The sequence below is a fragment of the Bradyrhizobium sp. 215_C5_N1_1 genome, from assembly GCF_052075935.1.
In the GTDB taxonomy this organism is placed as follows: Bacteria; Pseudomonadota; Alphaproteobacteria; order Rhizobiales; family Xanthobacteraceae; genus Bradyrhizobium; species Bradyrhizobium barranii.
In genome coordinates, this window is the sequence record NZ_CP197228.1 from 3,934,157 (window position 1) to 3,950,320 (window position 16,164).

General features: G+C 62.2%; 15 protein-coding genes and 1 tRNA gene. 13 read left to right on the forward strand and 3 right to left on the reverse strand.

Annotated features, from left to right (window positions below):
• Positions 1–78 precede the first annotated feature (78 nt).
• Positions 79–687 carry a hypothetical protein gene (locus tag AB7G19_RS18930; RefSeq protein WP_135215692.1) on the forward strand — a complete coding sequence of 203 codons (609 nt, stop codon included), beginning with the start codon at positions 79–81 and terminating at the stop codon, positions 685–687.
• A 283-nt stretch (positions 688–970) separates the two neighbouring features.
• A complete protein-coding gene (locus tag AB7G19_RS18935) occupies positions 971–3,091 on the forward strand; it encodes a sodium-translocating pyrophosphatase (protein ID WP_071913231.1) in 2,121 nt (706 codons plus the stop codon).
• A gap of 168 nt (positions 3,092–3,259) precedes the next feature.
• Here AB7G19_RS18935 and AB7G19_RS18940 read toward each other — a convergent pair whose 3' ends face one another.
• Positions 3,260–4,261: a Bug family tripartite tricarboxylate transporter substrate binding protein gene (locus tag AB7G19_RS18940; RefSeq protein ID WP_039147814.1), complete on the reverse strand. Its 1,002-nt coding sequence runs from the start codon at positions 4,259–4,261 to the stop codon at positions 3,260–3,262.
• Positions 4,262–4,378: 117 nt separating this feature from the next.
• Positions 4,379–4,864 carry an outer membrane protein assembly factor BamE gene (locus AB7G19_RS18945; protein ID WP_441268011.1) on the reverse strand — a complete coding sequence of 162 codons (486 nt, stop codon included), beginning with the start codon at positions 4,862–4,864 and terminating at the stop codon, positions 4,379–4,381.
• Between the two features lie 98 nt (positions 4,865–4,962).
• Between AB7G19_RS18945 and AB7G19_RS18950 the strand changes: the two genes are divergently transcribed.
• The 10 genes from AB7G19_RS18950 (at position 4,963) to AB7G19_RS18995 (ending at position 13,910) form a co-directional block, all read left to right on the forward strand.
• Positions 4,963–5,544: a ubiquinol-cytochrome C chaperone family protein gene (locus tag AB7G19_RS18950; RefSeq protein ID WP_354114334.1), complete on the forward strand. Its 582-nt coding sequence runs from the start codon at positions 4,963–4,965 to the stop codon at positions 5,542–5,544.
• Positions 5,541–6,110: a YceD family protein gene (locus AB7G19_RS18955; RefSeq protein WP_135215689.1), complete on the forward strand. Its 570-nt coding sequence runs from the start codon at positions 5,541–5,543 to the stop codon at positions 6,108–6,110. Before AB7G19_RS18950 ends, AB7G19_RS18955 begins: the two co-directional genes overlap by 4 nt.
• A gap of 298 nt (positions 6,111–6,408) precedes the next feature.
• Positions 6,409–7,470 carry a phosphate acyltransferase PlsX gene (plsX, locus tag AB7G19_RS18960; protein WP_063982863.1) on the forward strand — a complete coding sequence of 354 codons (1,062 nt, stop codon included), beginning with the start codon at positions 6,409–6,411 and terminating at the stop codon, positions 7,468–7,470.
• Positions 7,467–8,447: a beta-ketoacyl-ACP synthase III gene (locus AB7G19_RS18965; RefSeq protein WP_038957963.1), complete on the forward strand. Its 981-nt coding sequence runs from the start codon at positions 7,467–7,469 to the stop codon at positions 8,445–8,447. The genes plsX and AB7G19_RS18965 overlap by 4 nt, the downstream gene beginning before the upstream one ends.
• 134 nt (positions 8,448–8,581) lie before the next feature.
• Complete coding sequence (locus AB7G19_RS18970) at positions 8,582–8,923, forward strand: integration host factor subunit alpha (RefSeq protein ID WP_028152484.1); 342 nt, start codon at positions 8,582–8,584, stop codon at positions 8,921–8,923.
• Between the two features lie 24 nt (positions 8,924–8,947).
• Positions 8,948–9,532: a MerR family transcriptional regulator gene (locus tag AB7G19_RS18975; protein ID WP_071913245.1), complete on the forward strand. Its 585-nt coding sequence runs from the start codon at positions 8,948–8,950 to the stop codon at positions 9,530–9,532.
• A 110-nt stretch (positions 9,533–9,642) separates the two neighbouring features.
• Positions 9,643–9,720 (forward strand) — tRNA-Pro (locus AB7G19_RS18980).
• A 182-nt stretch (positions 9,721–9,902) separates the two neighbouring features.
• Positions 9,903–10,112: a helix-turn-helix transcriptional regulator gene (locus tag AB7G19_RS18985; protein WP_283016744.1), complete on the forward strand. Its 210-nt coding sequence runs from the start codon at positions 9,903–9,905 to the stop codon at positions 10,110–10,112.
• Between the two features lie 300 nt (positions 10,113–10,412).
• Complete coding sequence (locus AB7G19_RS18990) at positions 10,413–12,590, forward strand: AAA family ATPase (RefSeq protein WP_283016743.1); 2,178 nt, start codon at positions 10,413–10,415, stop codon at positions 12,588–12,590.
• A 1,182-nt stretch (positions 12,591–13,772) separates the two neighbouring features.
• Complete coding sequence (locus AB7G19_RS18995; RefSeq protein WP_283016742.1) at positions 13,773–13,910, forward strand: hypothetical protein; 138 nt, start codon at positions 13,773–13,775, stop codon at positions 13,908–13,910.
• Between the two features lie 1,096 nt (positions 13,911–15,006).
• On the opposite strand, the gene AB7G19_RS19000 is transcribed toward AB7G19_RS18995, so the two are convergent.
• Positions 15,007–15,288, reverse strand: coding sequence for a hypothetical protein (locus tag AB7G19_RS19000; protein WP_283016741.1), 282 nt, complete (start codon positions 15,286–15,288; stop codon positions 15,007–15,009).
• Positions 15,289–15,858: 570 nt separating this feature from the next.
• On the opposite strand from AB7G19_RS19000, the gene AB7G19_RS19005 reads away from it, so the two are divergent.
• Positions 15,859–16,086: a hypothetical protein gene (locus AB7G19_RS19005; RefSeq protein ID WP_441268012.1), complete on the forward strand. Its 228-nt coding sequence runs from the start codon at positions 15,859–15,861 to the stop codon at positions 16,084–16,086.
• The last annotated feature ends 78 nt before the right edge of the window (positions 16,087–16,164 follow it).

A 16,164-nucleotide genomic window follows, 5' to 3' on the forward strand; every position in this document is an offset into this window, starting at 1 on the left:
CCGCTTGCCGCAACCCCGACGAAAGCAAGTAGATGTATCCGAACCGTTGGTGCGAATGCAGCCAATGGATTTGATTCGATGACGGCGGCCGTTGCGGGTTTGAACGAGGCGCAGATTGTTCCCGGGAGGGAGTGCGGAAGCTGCACGCTCTGTTGCAAGGTCTACAACGTGGTCGAGCTCGGCAAGGCCGCTGGCAAATGGTGCTCGCATTGCAAGCCCGGCCGGGGTTGCACGATCCACGACAATCTGCCGGACGAGTGCGCCGCGTTCAATTGTCTCTGGAAAACCATGCCGTCGATGTCCATGCAATGGAAGCCGGATCAGTCGAAGATGGTGCTCACCTTGCATCCCGGGACTAACAACATCCATGTCGTGGTCGATCCCGGCCTGCCATCGGCCTGGACCCGGGAGCCTTATCACGGCCAGTTGCGCGGGTTGTCGAAGGCCAACATGGCGAAAGGCCATCTTGTCGTGGTGTTGGTCAATGAGCAGGCGACGCTCATCCTGCCCGACCAGGATGTGCCGCTCGGCGTCCTCAAGCCCGAGCAGGCCGTTTCGGTGACGCTGGAGGCTGGCCCCAATGGCAGCGTCTACGACGTCAAGATCTTCAACCGACGCACGACAGCCGACGGGCAGACCTTGGAACTGGCGGCAGCGTCTCGCCATCCCGTGAGGTCGGCCGCATAGGCGTGGCCGCGGCCAAGCCTCGCCGGTTTCGGAGAGGCGCCTCGCGGAGTTGCGTCAAGCCGTCGGTCAAACGCACCAGAATTGGCCTAAATACTTGCCGAGATCGGCTTTTTCGACCTCATCCGGCGTTGCACCCTCAATTTGATTTTGGCAAGCTTGTGACCGACCAGGGCCACACCTTCGTGCAAGGGGCGGCCCTGTTCAACATAAGGGCGCCCACCGCATGACGGAAAAACAAAAGGCGCCGGGGGTACGTACATCAAGGATCTGAGGCAAAAATCACATGACAGCATTATGGTTGATAGTGCTCTGCGGAGTGCTTTCCATCGTCTACGCGATCTGGGCGACGTCTTCGGTGTTGAGTGCGGATGCGGGGTCACCGCGCATGCAGGAAATTGCAGGCGCAGTCGCTGAAGGCGCACAGGCGTATCTGCGGCGCCAGTATACGACGATCGGTATTGTCGGCGTCGTCATCTTCGTCCTGCTTGTCTATTTCCTTGGTCTCTACGTCGGCATCGGCTTCTTGATCGGCGCCGTCCTGTCGGGGGCGGCCGGCTTCATCGGCATGAACGTCTCGGTTCGCGCCAATGTGCGCACCGCCCAGGCAGCGACCACGTCGCTTGCCGGCGGCCTCGAGCTCGCCTTCAAGGCAGGCGCCATCACGGGCATGCTGGTGGCGGGTCTCGCGCTGCTCGGCGTGACCCTCTATTTCGGCTTCCTGGTGCACTCGCTGAAACTGGCGCCTGATAGCCGTCTCGTGGTCGACGCCCTGGTGGCGCTCGGCTTCGGTGCCTCGCTGATCTCGATCTTCGCCCGTCTCGGCGGCGGCATCTTCACCAAGGGTGCGGACGTCGGCGGCGACCTCGTCGGCAAGGTCGAGGCCGGCATCCCCGAGGACGATCCGCGCAACCCGGCCACCATCGCCGACAACGTCGGTGACAACGTCGGCGACTGCGCCGGCATGGCCGCCGACCTGTTCGAGACCTATGCGGTGACTGCGGTCGCCACCATGGTGCTCGCGGCGATTTTCTTCGCCAAGACGCCGATCCTCATGAACATGATGACGCTGCCGCTCGCCATCGGCGGCATCTGCATCATCACCTCGATCATCGGCACCTTCTTCGTGAAGCTCGGGCCGAGCCAGTCGATCATGGGCGCCCTCTACAAGGGCCTGATCGCAACCGGCATCCTGTCGCTGATCGGAATCGCTGGCGTGATCTACTATCTGATCGGCTTCGGCAAGCTCGACGGCGTCGACTACACCGGCATGTCGCTGTTCCAATGCGGCATCGTCGGCCTCGTCGTCACCGCGCTGATCATCTGGATCACCGAATACTACACCGGCACCGACTATCGGCCGGTGAAGTCGATCGCCCAGGCGTCGGTGACCGGTCACGGCACCAACGTGATCCAGGGTCTCGCCGTCTCGATGGAAGCGACCGCGCTGCCCGCGATCGTCATCATCGCCGGCATCCTGGTCACCTACAGCCTGGCGGGCCTGTTCGGCATCGCGATCGCGACGGCCACCATGCTGGCGCTGGCCGGCATGGTCGTCGCCCTCGACGCCTTCGGCCCGGTCACCGACAACGCCGGCGGCATCGCCGAGATGGCGGGCCTGCCGAAGGAGGTGCGCAAGTCGACCGACGCGCTCGATGCGGTCGGCAACACCACCAAGGCGGTGACGAAGGGCTACGCGATCGGTTCCGCCGGTCTCGGTGCCCTCGTGCTGTTCGCGGCCTACAACCAGGACCTCAAGTTCTTCGTTGCGGACTCCGCGCACCATCCGTACTTCGCCGGCGTCAATCCGGACTTCTCGCTCAACAACCCCTACGTGGTTGTCGGCCTGCTGTTCGGCGGCCTCTTGCCGTATCTGTTCGGCGCGATGGGCATGACTGCGGTCGGTCGCGCGGCAAGCGCGATCGTCGAGGAGGTGCGCCGGCAGTTCCGCGAAAAGCCGGGCATCATGCAGGGCACCGACAAGCCGGATTACGGCAAGGCGGTCGACCTGCTGACCAAAGCGGCGATCAAGGAGATGATCATCCCCTCGCTGCTGCCGGTGCTGTCGCCGATCTTCGTCTACTTCGTGATCTATGCGATCGCGGGTGGCGGCCCGGCCGGCAAGTCGGCTGCGTTCTCCGCGGTGGGCGCGATGTTGCTCGGCGTGATCGTGACGGGCCTGTTCGTCGCGATCTCCATGACCTCGGGCGGCGGCGCCTGGGACAACGCCAAGAAGTACATCGAGGACGGTCACTTCGGCGGCAAGGGCAGTGATGCCCACAAGTCGGCGGTGACCGGCGACACCGTCGGCGATCCCTACAAGGACACGGCGGGACCGGCCGTGAACCCGATGATCAAGATCACCAACATCGTGGCCTTGCTGCTGCTGGCGATCCTCGCGCACTGAACGGCGCAAGCGACACACGACAAAACCCCGCGGCGCGAGCCGCGGGGTTTTTGTTTGATGGGCTGGAGGCTCTCACCACGTCATTGCGAGCGTAGCGAAGCAATCCAGAATCTTCCCGCGGCGAAAGTCTGGATTGCTTCGCTGCGCTCGCAATGACGGATGTGGTGCCTACTGCACGTCCATCTGCAGGCCTTCCTTCTGGATGATGCCGGCGAACTTCTTCGTCTCGGCGTCCACGAAGTCGGCGAACTGCTGCGGCGTGCCGTAGTCGGCGCGGGCGCCCATGGCGGCGATGTTCTTCTTGATGTCGTCGCGCTCCAGCATCGCCTTGACTTGAAGATTGAGCGCTTCCAGCACGGCGGGCTGCACACCCTTCGGCAGGAACACCGAGAACCACGACGACACGTCGAAATTGGCCAGCTCCGGCGCGCTCTCGCGCATGGTCGGCAGGTTCGGCGCGAGGTCGCTACGGTCGGTCGTGGTGACGCAGAGGCCGGTGAGGGTGCCGTTCTGCACCTGCGGCAGGCTCGGATAGAGATTGTCGAACAGGATCTGGATGTCGCCGGCCAGCGCGGCCTGGAGCGCGGGGCCCGCGCCGCGGAACGGGATGTGCGTCATCTTCAGTCCGGTGAGCTGGAGAAACCAGGCGCCGGTGAGGTGAGGGCTCTGGCCGACGCCGGACGAGGCGTAGCTGAGCTTGTCCGGGTTGGTCTTCAGATATGCGATCAGCTCGGCGACCGACTTGATGCCGGTCTTCGGATGCGCTGAGACGATGTTCGGGATCCGGATCATGTTGGAGACCGGCTGGAGCTGGTCCGGCTTGTAGGTGAGGTTCTTGAAGATGCTGTAGGCGATCGCGTTCGGCCCGGGGTTGCCGATCAGGATGGTGTGGCCGTCAGGCTTGGCGCGGACGGCCTCGGCCGTGCCGATCGTACCGCCGCCGCCGGAGCGGTTCTCCACGACCGCCGACTGGCCCCAGGCGGTCTGCAGATGCGCGGCCAGCAGCCGGCCCATGACGTCGGTCGAGCCGCCGGCCGCGGCCGGCACGATGATGCGGACGTTTTCAGTGGGCTTCCAGTCCGCCAGGCTCGATCGCGGCAGGATCGCTGCGGCCGAGAGGCCGGCAGCACCGGCGAGCACGCGACGGCGGGACAACAAAGTCTTGGGCACGAATCCACTCCCTGCTTCTTGTTTTGCAGGGAGCGTATGGAACCGGGCGCGCAACGGCAAGCCGCACGCGACGGCAAGTGCCGCGCGGAGGGCGGCACGACGCCGCAGGCTGAAGACTCAGTTAAAGCTGAGCAGCTTGAACAGCGGCGTGAGGTAGTTCATCTCCTGACCCGACGTCGCCGTGGTCCGGCTGATGAAGTCGAAGATCTTGCCGTCCTGAAGGCCGTAATTCGCCAGCCGGCGCACGCGCCGATTCTTGTCGAAATAGACCGCGATGACGCGCTGGTCGACCACCTTCTGGTTCATGAAGGCGACCATCCGCTCCGAGCGCTGCGAGATGTAGTAAAACACCTCGCCGTCGAGGGTTGCGACCGTGGAGGGGGTGCCCATCACGATCAGCACCTGGTCCTGGCTCGCGCCGATCGGAATCTGCTCCAGCGCGCCGGGCGGCAGGATGTAACCCTTCTGGAACTGCTCGCCGGTGCAGCCGGCAAGGGCGGCGCCGACCAGGGCGACGGCCGCGAGCATGCGCAAACCGCGCCAGCGTGCATGAAGGCCGCGCGGCTTGTTGGCGCGCAGGGTGGTCTGGTTCGTTATCGTCATCGTGGAACTGATTCCGTCCCCTTGCGTCGCGCGAGGCGCTGAAGTACCGGGCGGAGACTGCAATTGCAACACGCGCACGCCCGCTTGCGGAACCCACAATGGTTTGGCCGTTCAATCACTTCAGGAAACCCCGGCAAGCCCCGCGCGGCACCATTGAAGCCATCTATGGCATGATCGTGACGCAGGCGCGAGAACCCATATTTTACCGCGACTTGGGCGTGCCCGATACGGTTAACGGGCGTTTCGATCTGTTGCTGCTGCATCTCTGGCTGCTGCTGCGACGCCTGCGCACGGTCCAGAGCGTCAACCAAGGCGCCAACCAGGGCCAAGGCGCCACGGAGCTGTCGCAGGCGCTGTTCGACCGTTTCTGCGAGGATATGGACGACAATCTGCGCGAGATGGGGATAGGCGACCAGACCGTGCCGAAGCGGATGCGGGCCTTCGGCGAGGCGTTTTACGGCCGCGTCCAGGCCTATGACCAGGCCATCGAAGGCGGCGGCGAGGCGCTGGCAGCCGCCATCTGCAAGAATATCCTGAATGGGACCGGCATGGACCAGGCGCGGCGGCTCGCGGCCTACGCCTGGGCCACCGAGGCCGATCTCGGCCGGACCGACGAGGCCACGCTGCTGTGCGCATCCTTCAAGTATCCCCCAGCGCTCACTGAGGACATCACCCGATGAGCCGACCGAACGCCGAATCCAGACCCGATCCCTGGCGGTCCCCCGTCATCGTCGCGCAGATCCCCGACACCGGCCTGCACCGCAAGCTCGAGGCTTCAGTCGCCGAACTGCAGGCCATCGCCGAGGTCGGCGGCTTGCGGGAGGTGCTCTCCGCCCAGGCTGCTTTCGAGGTCGTCCCCAAGAGCGGCGGCCGGATCCAGGTTACGGGGCACGTCCGCGCCCGGATCGGCCAGACCTGCGTCGTCACCCTCGATCCGATCGAGAGCGAGATCGAGGAAGACGTCGACCTGGTGTTTGCCCCGGAAGCCGAGGTTCGGAAGATGGCCGACCTGATCGAGGAGGGGCAGGACGACGCGGAGCCGCCGGAGGTGATCGATCCGCCGGAGGCAATCGTGAACGGCATCATCGATCTCGGCCGGATTGCCACCGATGCCCTGTTCCTGGCGGTCGATCCCTATCCGCGCAAGCCGGGCGTCAAGTTCGAGGCCGAGGTCACCGCGCTGGACCCCGAGGACCATCCGTTCGCGGCGCTGAAGGCGCTCCAGGACAAGAAGAAAGGCAAATAGCTGGGCATTCCCGGTGGGGATCGCTTTGCGGGGGGCGTGAGATGCCTGTCCGGATGCTTTGAAAGGAGCTTATATCTGATTGATTTCAATGCGCTTATTGTGAATTTTCGCCGCCGCCCGCGGGTCGCCCCGAATGCAAAAGGCTGGGGGCAAGAGGTTGTTTCGGGATAACAAAACGCTATTGTCGCGCCCCGGTCCGGGCGCCGCGTGGCGCCTGACCGGTCGCCATGTCCATGGCGGACCCATTTTGCGGCACCGCTCGTTCAAGACCGCACCAGACCAGGTTTCCAGGACTTTTATGCCAAGCAAGGTTCGCATCGCGCTTGACGCCATGGGGGGCGACGTCGGCGCCGCCGTGGTCATTCCAGGCGCCGCCATCTCGCTTCACAGGCATCGCGAGATCGAATTCCTGCTGGTCGGGGACCGCGCCAAGATCGAGCCCGAGCTCGAGAAGCATCCCGCCCTCAAGGCCGCTTCGAAGATCATCCATACCGACGTCGCCGTCGCCATGCATGATAAGCCGAGCCAGGCACTGCGGCGCGGCCGCAAGACATCCTCGATGTGGCTCGCCATCGACGCGGTGAAGAAGGGCGAGGCGGATGTCGTGATCTCCGCCGGGAATACCGGCGCGCTGATGGCGATGTCGCGCTTCCACCTGCGCACGCTGCCGGGCATCGACCGCCCGGCGATTGCCGGGGTATGGCCGACCAAGCGCGGCGAATCGGTCGTGCTCGACCTCGGTGCCGCCATCGGTGGCGACGCACACCATCTGGTGTCGCTCGCCGTCATGGGCGCCGCGATGGCGAGCGTCCTGTTCGACAAGCCCCGGCCCACGGTCGGCCTGCTCAATATCGGGACCGAGGAGATCAAGGGGCACGAGGAGATCCGCGAGGCCGGGGACAGGCTGCGTGCGGTGAACCTGCCGGAGCTCGATTATCTCGGCTTCGTCGAGGGGGATGGTATCGGCAAAGGGCTGGCCGACGTCATCGTCACCGAAGGCTTCAGCGGCAATATCGCGCTCAAGGCCGCCGAGGGAACCGCACGGCAGATGGCGGAATTACTCCGCAACGAGATGCAGCGGAGCTGGCTGTCCAAGCTCGGCTACCTCTTGGCGCGCAGCGCCTTCAAGGCCCTGCGGGACAAGATGGACCCGAACAAGTCCAACGGCGGCGTGTTCCTTGGATTGAACGGGATCGTGGTCAAGAGCCATGGTGGAATCAGCTCCGAAGGCTTTGCCTATGCGATCGATGTTGGCTATGAGATGGCTCACTACGATCTCCTGAACAAGATCAATCAGATGCTCAACCGCGAGGGTGGTGCACTTAGTTCCGTGCAGACCGCGCAGGAGGCTGTTTCGTGACTCAAATTCGTTCGGTCGTGCTGGGCTGCGGCTCTTATTTGCCGGAGCAGGTGGTGACCAACGCCCAGCTGGCGGCGCGCATCGACACGTCCGACGAATGGATCGTGCAGCGCACCGGCATTCGCGAGCGGCATATCGCGGCCGAGGGCGAGTTCACCTCGCATCTGGCGATCAAGGCGGCGCAGGCTGCGCTCAGCGACGCCGGCGTGGACGCGCAGTCGATCGAGCTGATCGTGCTTGCGACCTCGACGCCTGACAACACCTTCCCCGCAACCGCGGTCGCGGTGCAACACGCGCTCGGCATCAACCATGGCGCGGCGTTCGATCTCCAGGCGGTGTGCTCGGGCTTCGTGTTCGCGCTCGCCACCGCCGACAATTTCCTGCGCACCGGCGCCTTCAAGCGCGCGCTGGTGATCGGCGCCGAGACCTTCTCGCGCATCCTCGACTGGAATGATCGCGGCACCTGCGTGCTGTTCGGCGACGGTGCCGGCGCGGTGGTGCTGGAGGCACAGGAGCAGCCGGGCAATGCCGCGACCGACCGCGGCGTCGTGACCACTCACCTGCGCTCCGACGGCCGCCACAAGGCAAAGCTGTTCGTCGACGGCGGTCCGTCCTCGACCCAGACCGTCGGCCATCTGCGCATGGAGGGCCGCGAGGTCTTCAAGCACGCGGTCGGCATGATCACCGACGTGATCGTCGACGCCTTCCAGACCACCGGGCTCAATGCCGACAGCATCGACTGGTTTGTGCCGCACCAGGCCAACAAGCGAATCATCGACGCCTCCGCCCACAAGCTCCACATCGCGCCGGAGAAGGTGGTGCTGACGGTGGACCGCCACGGCAACACCTCGGCGGCCTCGATCCCGCTGGCGCTGTCGGTGGCGCGCAAGGACGGCCGCATCAAGCGCGGCGACATGGTTCTGCTGGAGGCGATGGGCGGCGGCTTCACCTGGGGCTCCGCGCTGGTGCGCTGGTAGCGCCACATTCGATAAAATTTTGCCGGAATTAGCCGCGATTATCGATGCGCCTGCATTGATGAGCGCTGTTGACCGGCGTATCGTAACCTCATAATTTCAGACAACAATTGTTCGCCGTGATGTGGGGCAGGGCGATGACCGACCAAAGCAAAACCGTAACGCGTGTTGATCTCTGCGAGGCCGTCTACCAGAAGGTGGGCCTGTCGCGCACGGAATCGTCTGCGTTCGTGGAACTCGTCCTGAAGGAGATCACCGACTGCCTGGAGAAGGGCGAGACGGTGAAATTGTCCTCTTTCGGCTCCTTCATGGTCCGCAAGAAGGGTCAGCGTATCGGCCGCAATCCGAAGACCGGCACCGAGGTGCCGATCTCGCCGCGCCGCGTCATGGTGTTCAAGCCGTCGGCTATCCTGAAGCAGCGGATCAACACCCAGCATCGCGGCAATGGCGACGCCAGCAAGGCTCAACCCGAGGCTTAACCGCCTGCGCGAAGGATTTGGCATTTGGACAAGGCGCCGGATGCGTTCCGAACCATCAGCGAAGTAGCGCAGGAACTCGACATTCCGCAGCACGTGCTGCGGTTCTGGGAGACCCGATTCTCCCAGATCAAGCCGATGAAGCGCAGCGGCGGCCGCCGCTACTACCGCCCCGACGACGTCGATCTGCTCAAGGGCATCCGCCGCCTGCTCTACGGGGAGGGCTACACCATCCGCGGGGTGCAGCGGATCCTCAAGGAGCACGGCGTCAAGTCGGTGCAGGGCCTCGCCGACGGCGCGGCCGCGGTCTCGTTCGGGGCCATCGAGGACGCCATCGGCGCCAGCCTGATGGAGCCCGACGATGACGACGAGGCGCCCATCAAGGGCGTCACGGATGCCGACGAAGACGACTACCAGGGCGACGAGGAGGAAGGCATCGACTTCCGCTTCACGGAGGTCGACGATGAGGACATCCTCACCACCTTCCGCAAGGGCGGCACTCCCGCCGCACCTGCCGGGCCCAGCGCCATCGACCGGGAGCGGCTCGGACGGGTGCTCGCTGACCTCGTCGCGTGCCGGGAGATGCTGGATCAGGCGCTGAAGGACGGCTAGGGGACTTTTTGCGAGCTTTGCCGGCAGTTCCGGGGGCTGTGGGCGCGGACGCCAAAATGCTGCGACCTCGCCTTGCGCAAAGCGGCGATCCTAGCTAATGGAACGACGTTCGGAGCGTGGCGCAGCCCGGTTAGCGCACTAGTCTGGGAGACTAGGGGTCGGAGGTTCAAATCCTCTCGCTCCGACCAATAAAATCAAAGACTTAGCGTGAAGTCTCAAGAGCTGGCTATAAGATTTTTAGCCAATATGTAGCCAACGGCCCAAGAACCACGCCCCCATCCCAAAAATATTTTCCGTCGCCTTTTTTAGTATCCCGTCGTTGGACGCGCACTACTCCTGTGAATGCAATGCCAACCACGGGAGGGCAACCATGGCGAATATCAGGGTTCGGGAAGCAGCCGAATATCTCGGCGTCTCAAAATCTTTTCTGGATAAAGCTCGCTGCTACGGGACCAACGGTCCTGAGTTCATGCGTTTCGGCAAGGCAGTCGTTTATTCAACCGAGGCGCTCGACGAATGGGCGCGGTCCTGCACCGTAGCTAACGACAACAGCAAAGAGAGCGGCACCAAAGCCGCCTAGCACGACTGGCGCTTTAGCCAGGTGCACCGCGCCAAAGGCGCAACCCCGATTTAGGGGATTCCACATTGCGAATAATCAGCATCCGCCCGGCACCTCCGGGCTCGACGACGCTCGCGCGTTTTGATCTCGAACTGAACGACCACCTCAAACTCTACAACCTCGCTCTGCGGCAGCGCCCAGGTGAGAGGTCCTGGACCGTTGCGCCCAATGCCTTCAGCGAGCGAACTGCCGCTTTTGGCGAGCAGTTCAACCGCGCGATTTCTGATCTTGCCCTTGCGAAACTCTTGGAGCTTCCGACCGATGCAAACCGCAGCTAAGACTTCCACTGACCCCACCGAGGCCATCGTACATCTGCGCCGCGGCCTAATCGCGCAGGGATACCGAGTCGTTCCCTGCAGTGGGAAGAAGGCCTGTGGCCTGGGCTGGTCAAACTCAAAGTGGTCAGCGGAGCAGATGGAGGGCCTGGCGCGGTTGTACCCGCACGGTCATAACACCGGCGTTCTTACTGGCTCTGTCGTCGCTATAGACGTCGATACGCCAGACCAAGCAACATCAGATGCCATTCTTGCAATGGTCGCGAAACTTCCGGGTCTCGCAGCCGCGCCGTATCGCATCGGGAAAGCACCAAAGCGCTGTTATGTATTCCGCAGCGACAGTCCGCGCGGAAAGGTAGCAACCGGCGCGTATTTGATCGACGGCCAAAAATGCCAGGTCGAGGTGCTGGGCGCCGGGCAACAATTCGTGGCCTACGGCACACATCCCGAAACCGGCCGCAATTACGAGTGGTTCAACGGTTCGCCGGCCGAAACGCCGTTCGTCGAGCTTCCTGAGATCCACGCCGATGACATTGACGCGATGCTCGCCAGCGCCGAGGCGTACCTTTCGGAACACGGGACGCTCATAAAGCACGGCAGTAAAGCCCCAGCCAATGACAATGAGAAGCCGGTGCACGCATGGTCTGACCATCCGTGGTCGGCACTCAACCAGCGTGCCTATGACTATCTTGACGCTTGGGTGCCCCAGCTGGGTCTTGAAGAGCTGAAGCGATATCACGCCGGCTACCACGCGGTTGCGAGTTTCCGTCCGTCGAATAGTTCGACGGCAAAGAAACGTGGGCGCGCTCTAAATATCCAACCGGAGGGCATCTGCGATTATGCGGATAACAACCGCGGATATTCTCCGATCGATCTGGTTGGAGTGTGTCGAAGGCTGCAATCGCACGAAGCGGTGGATTGGTTGAGGGAGCGCGTTGGCGAGCCAGACGACGGCACGCACGCGGTTAGCCCTGAGGCGCTGCTGAAGAAAAGGGATGCCGGGAATGTTGGTGTAGACGATGACGAGGACACCCGGGACGCGTTCCCCGGCATCATGTCGTCAGGGGAGTTCGTGCGCGGGTTTGTTCCGCCGGATTATTTGATAGACGGCATTATTCAATCTGGATTCCTCTATTCGATTACAGGGCAGACCGGCGCCGGCAAGACGGCCGTAGCTCTACTGATGACTTCGTGTATCGCACGAGGTGAGCCGTTATCCGGGCAAGGTGTTAAGCGTGGTCGGGTTCTGTATTTCGCGGGCGAAAACCCGGATGACGTACGGATGCGCTGGATTGGATTGTGCCACGAGTCAGGTCTGAATCCAGACGACGTTGATGTCCACTTTATTGAGGGCGTGTTTTCGATCCCGGAGTTCGCCGAACGCATCGAGCAGGACGTCATCGCCCTTGGCGGTGTTGATACGATATTCGTCGACACCACGGCAGCCTACTTCCCCGGCACCGACGAGAATAGCAACGTGGAAATGGGGGCCTACGCGCGACTTCTTCGTTCCCTGACGCGTATGGAGTGCAGACCCGCCGTCATCGCAGCGAGCCACCCTATTAAGAATGCAAGCGAAGGCAACCTTCTGCCGCGTGGCGGCGGGGCGTTCCTGAATGAGGTGGACGGCAATCTCGCTCTAGCAAAGAAGGGCGAGCGCACATCCGAACTTCATTGGCAGGGCAAATTCCGAGGCCCCGAATTTGCTCGTATCACGTTCGACCTTCCCGAGATCCGCGTTCCGACCCTTGTGGATAGTCGTGGCAGGCAGATTCCCACCGTCATGGCGAGAACTGTAAGTGACGGCGAGCTTTCCGCGCGAGCGGCTGCTGCCATGAAAGAGGACCAGGAGATGCTTATTGCTATTCGCGCCAATGGCAAACGCAGCCTGCGCGACTTGGCGGAATTCCTGAAGTGGGGCGATGACGACGCAGCCAAGCGCAAGGCACAGACCGTGACGGACCGTCTCAAGAAGGCGCAGATGATACAGTATGACCTTGGTGTTTGGTCACTTACCAAAAAGGGCGAGCAAGCAGCCCCCGAAGCCGCGCGCGTACTGCACGCTGAGAACGCGGCACGGCAGAGCGCTGCGAACGTCGTTTCGTCAGGCCGGCGGAAGCATACGTCGGCCGTACCTGCCCGCGGGCGCTACGGTACGGACTAATAAAAACATTATATAAAACAATAGTTTGTGTGCGTACGCCGTGCAGGACGCACAAACATAAAACCAAATACTATGACGGGGTGTGTGTTTTACACACCCCCGTCATTGGGAGAAAATCTAATCGTACGTACCCTCTATTTCTCTGGGGGGCACGCTGTACGGTACGACGTGCCATAGGGCAGGGTCCCTCGATCCCTCCCGCCGTCCACTCAGGGACCTGGCGCCCCAAGGCGGACTTTCACGCGTGCAGAACCAAAACCCAAACACGGGGAAGTGTGCAGCCGGCAGCCGGCCACGCCAAGACCGCTGAAGCGGTAAAAAACGAAACCCTTCAAGGGTGCACAACACCTGTATAAACCAGCAAACGACAACGGCCCCATTCAGGTCGCCGACTTCACCGACCTTGCAGCCGCCGTGCATGGCTAGAATCCGCACCGGCTACCCCCGCAACCCACCGCGCTCAGTCGCCCTCTTTGCGGGACAGTATGCGCCTCGGATGGCGGAAAAGTTGCTGCGGAAGCGCAGGGCTATGACAAGGCGGGGGTAGGGGCCATCTCGATCTCTCCCACCGTGGGCCTCAACTTCCGGCCGCACAATCGCGCGCTAAATCCCGCAGGTTTTCGAACTTTTTTCCCCGTGTGCAGCCGTCAAGGCCACACCAAGAGCCGAAAAGGCCCAGTACGTCACGTTACGAGAGATAATCCATGCATCGCACCCCACTCGAGTCCCGCCTTGCTCGCGCCAGCAGGCGCTCTGATTTGCGGCTCTTGCAAGATTACGCCGCGCCGCACTCGCCTTCGGCCTGGATGCCGGCGAGTGATAACGAGGTTGGCAATGCCCAAGTTGACCGGATCGTGGAGATCCGGCCGTCGCCAGACGAGGTAGTACGGATCGCCGCAAAGGACGCTATTTTTAGCCCGTGACAGCTATGGACCGATTGCGCCGCAAGAGCTTGACGCGGCGGCCCGGCGCCACCTCAAGGTTGAAGGCGGGCGCATCCTGAAATGGAAGAGCTCCGACAACCGTTGGCACGACGCTGCGGAGTTATTCCGGCAGGTCAAGGGGCGGGCGCCGAAGTACCGATGAGTAGCGGCAGGCGGACAATCAGCGGCACCTCGCTATTCGCGGCAGCGGTGGGTTGCCGCCCAGCTTGGTGAGCACTTCGCAATGCTGGAAGCGAGCTTGGACGGCCTGACCGCACGCCAGATAGCCGATACGAAAGGCTGGGGCTCGGGCAAGGCCGGTGAGCGCAAGGGCGTCGCGGCACAGGACAATGCGCTGGAGGCGTTGACGGCACTGGAGACAAAGCTCGCGGCCTAGCAATGAAACCATGGTCTAGCCTCATTTGAGACTGGAATCGCCAACCAATATCTCCCGCGCGCTAGGGCGCGGGGAGGCGGCGAGACGTGGCGAACGGGCGGCGACGTAATGTCTATGCTGCGCAGATCTTGGTCGACGGTAGTCCTGTGCGGTGCAAGGTCCGCCACCTCACGGATTCCTCTGCAATAGTCCAGATCGATAACGCGCCCTTCGTGCCTGCAGCCTTCGGCCTGCGCGTTCCAAGTGCTGGTTTGGATATTGATTGCTCGGTTGTATGGCGTGATGCGCGGCGTCTCGCCGTGAAGTTTCTGAACTGACTGCCAATGTCTCGTGGCAGCGCGCCGCAGAATTGAGGGGGCATGTGCCGTCGACAAATCCCGCTTAGCATCTGAGGCGCATGGACGGGGGAGGGGTGAGTCAGATCCTTCCGACCTTCGTCCATAGCTACCGGCGGCCCCCAAAAATTCGCGCATCTGCAATTCAAAACATGGGGTATCTGAGGTTGCATTGTCTAGCAACGCAGCTGACGAGAGGTCCACGCCGTGTGAAAGAGAGCGAAGATCAGCGCTCCCGCTCCGTAGTCGACGAAGAGATCCTTCTGAAGCCATTAGCAATCGATCCGATCGGCCCGGAACCGTCTCCGTGGATCTCCGCGCGGAGGACATCGGCGCGTTGTTTGGGGGGCACCGAAGAGATGATACCGGCTGCCGCGAGCGGCAGTGGCCTGATCCGGCTAATTTCGTGGAGACGGAGGACTTTCTCGTGGCCGACCAGACTTCACGATCCAGTGGTTTCGAAAAATCGGCTATGCGCGTTCGAGCAGTCCGCAGTTTCGTCGTGAGTACGACGACATCGTCGATGGGCTGAGCAAGGCAGGCGTTCCGGAACAATGAGGCGACTACCAGATAGCCGGACTTCGCCTATGGTAAGAGAGACGACAAGGTCTCCTTCTGGCCCTCAGCGACGGAAATTCATGTCCGCTTGCACGTCGGCATTCAAGGCAATAACGGACTCGTTTTGCTCACCGTGAGATCTTCTCAGTTTAACCCATTGCGGACGTACAAATTGCGGTTGCACGCGGCAGCGCGGTTGGCTTCTATTCCTTGGTATGTGCCTGACCGGCGGTGGTGTGGTCTTCCACCTTCCCTTCGCTCTTGAGCTTTGCGGCTCTGTCTTCGTTCTTCTTTGCTGACTCTTCCTTGTCGCCTGGAGTGGCGCATTGTGAACCGGCCTTGAGATCGCCCCTCACTTGAGCCTCATCGGCTGAATTCTGCTGAGATTTATCTTGCTGGAGCTTGTCCTCGCACTGCTCGGCCGATGCGGTGGCGGCGACGCAAGAGAAGGTCAGCGCGAAAGCGATTGCGATCGATCGATGCACGGAGGTGTTCCTTGAATACTGGGCTAATTTACGCAGCAGCGAACGCTTCCAGCGCGGCGTTTATTGAACTTAATAACCTTCTCAAGGTTCCGGATAACTAGTGCCCGGCTTTAGGCTGCAGGAATGCCCGACGCCCAACTAAGTCCCAAGAGTCCGCTATGGGAAAGGAGCAGACGACTGTCGGGTAGGGCCGTGACGACCGGTGCTGACCCCAAGCGGACTTCTCTAAGCGCCGGCGCAAACTCGCGAAGAACAAGGAAAGTTGCGGCTGGAAATTCCTGATCCGAAGCACATATCACCGGGATGGTGACAGTTGTGCAATGCACTTGCGGTGCTGAGTACAGACGCACCGAAGAGAAGTTTCCGCATACAGGTGACGCGGTCTGCGCAATCTGCGGAGCTGTTCTGGAATCATGGCAGGAAAGCAGCCGCGTTCATACGAACTTATTGAACGCCCGAAGACGAGGCTTTCAATGTCGGTCTGATTCCGAGAGCAGCGGACAGATGCTGAATGGACCGGGGGTTCTCGGTCCAGCAACCTCTCGGCGTTGGCGGGTAAAGGAGGCGAGCATGACCCTCATATGGCTTGGTGCGCTCCTTGTTTTCGGCGGCGTGCTCCAAATGGCATTTCAGCCCATCTGGCGAAGCCGACTCAGCGGTGGAAAGCGGCTTCGCTCCGGGCGAGACACGCTGGAGCCTGAAAGACCGGGCAGCGGCTTCGGCATCAAATCGAATTGGCCTGGACTTGTGATGGTCGCGCTTGGCGGCGCGTTCTTGCTGACCGGAGCTGCCATCTGAGTTGAAACCAATGTCTCAGGCGTCGCCCGTTATCTGGCCAGGCCAATGTGCTTCCCTCCTCCTGGCCCTTAGCAGACA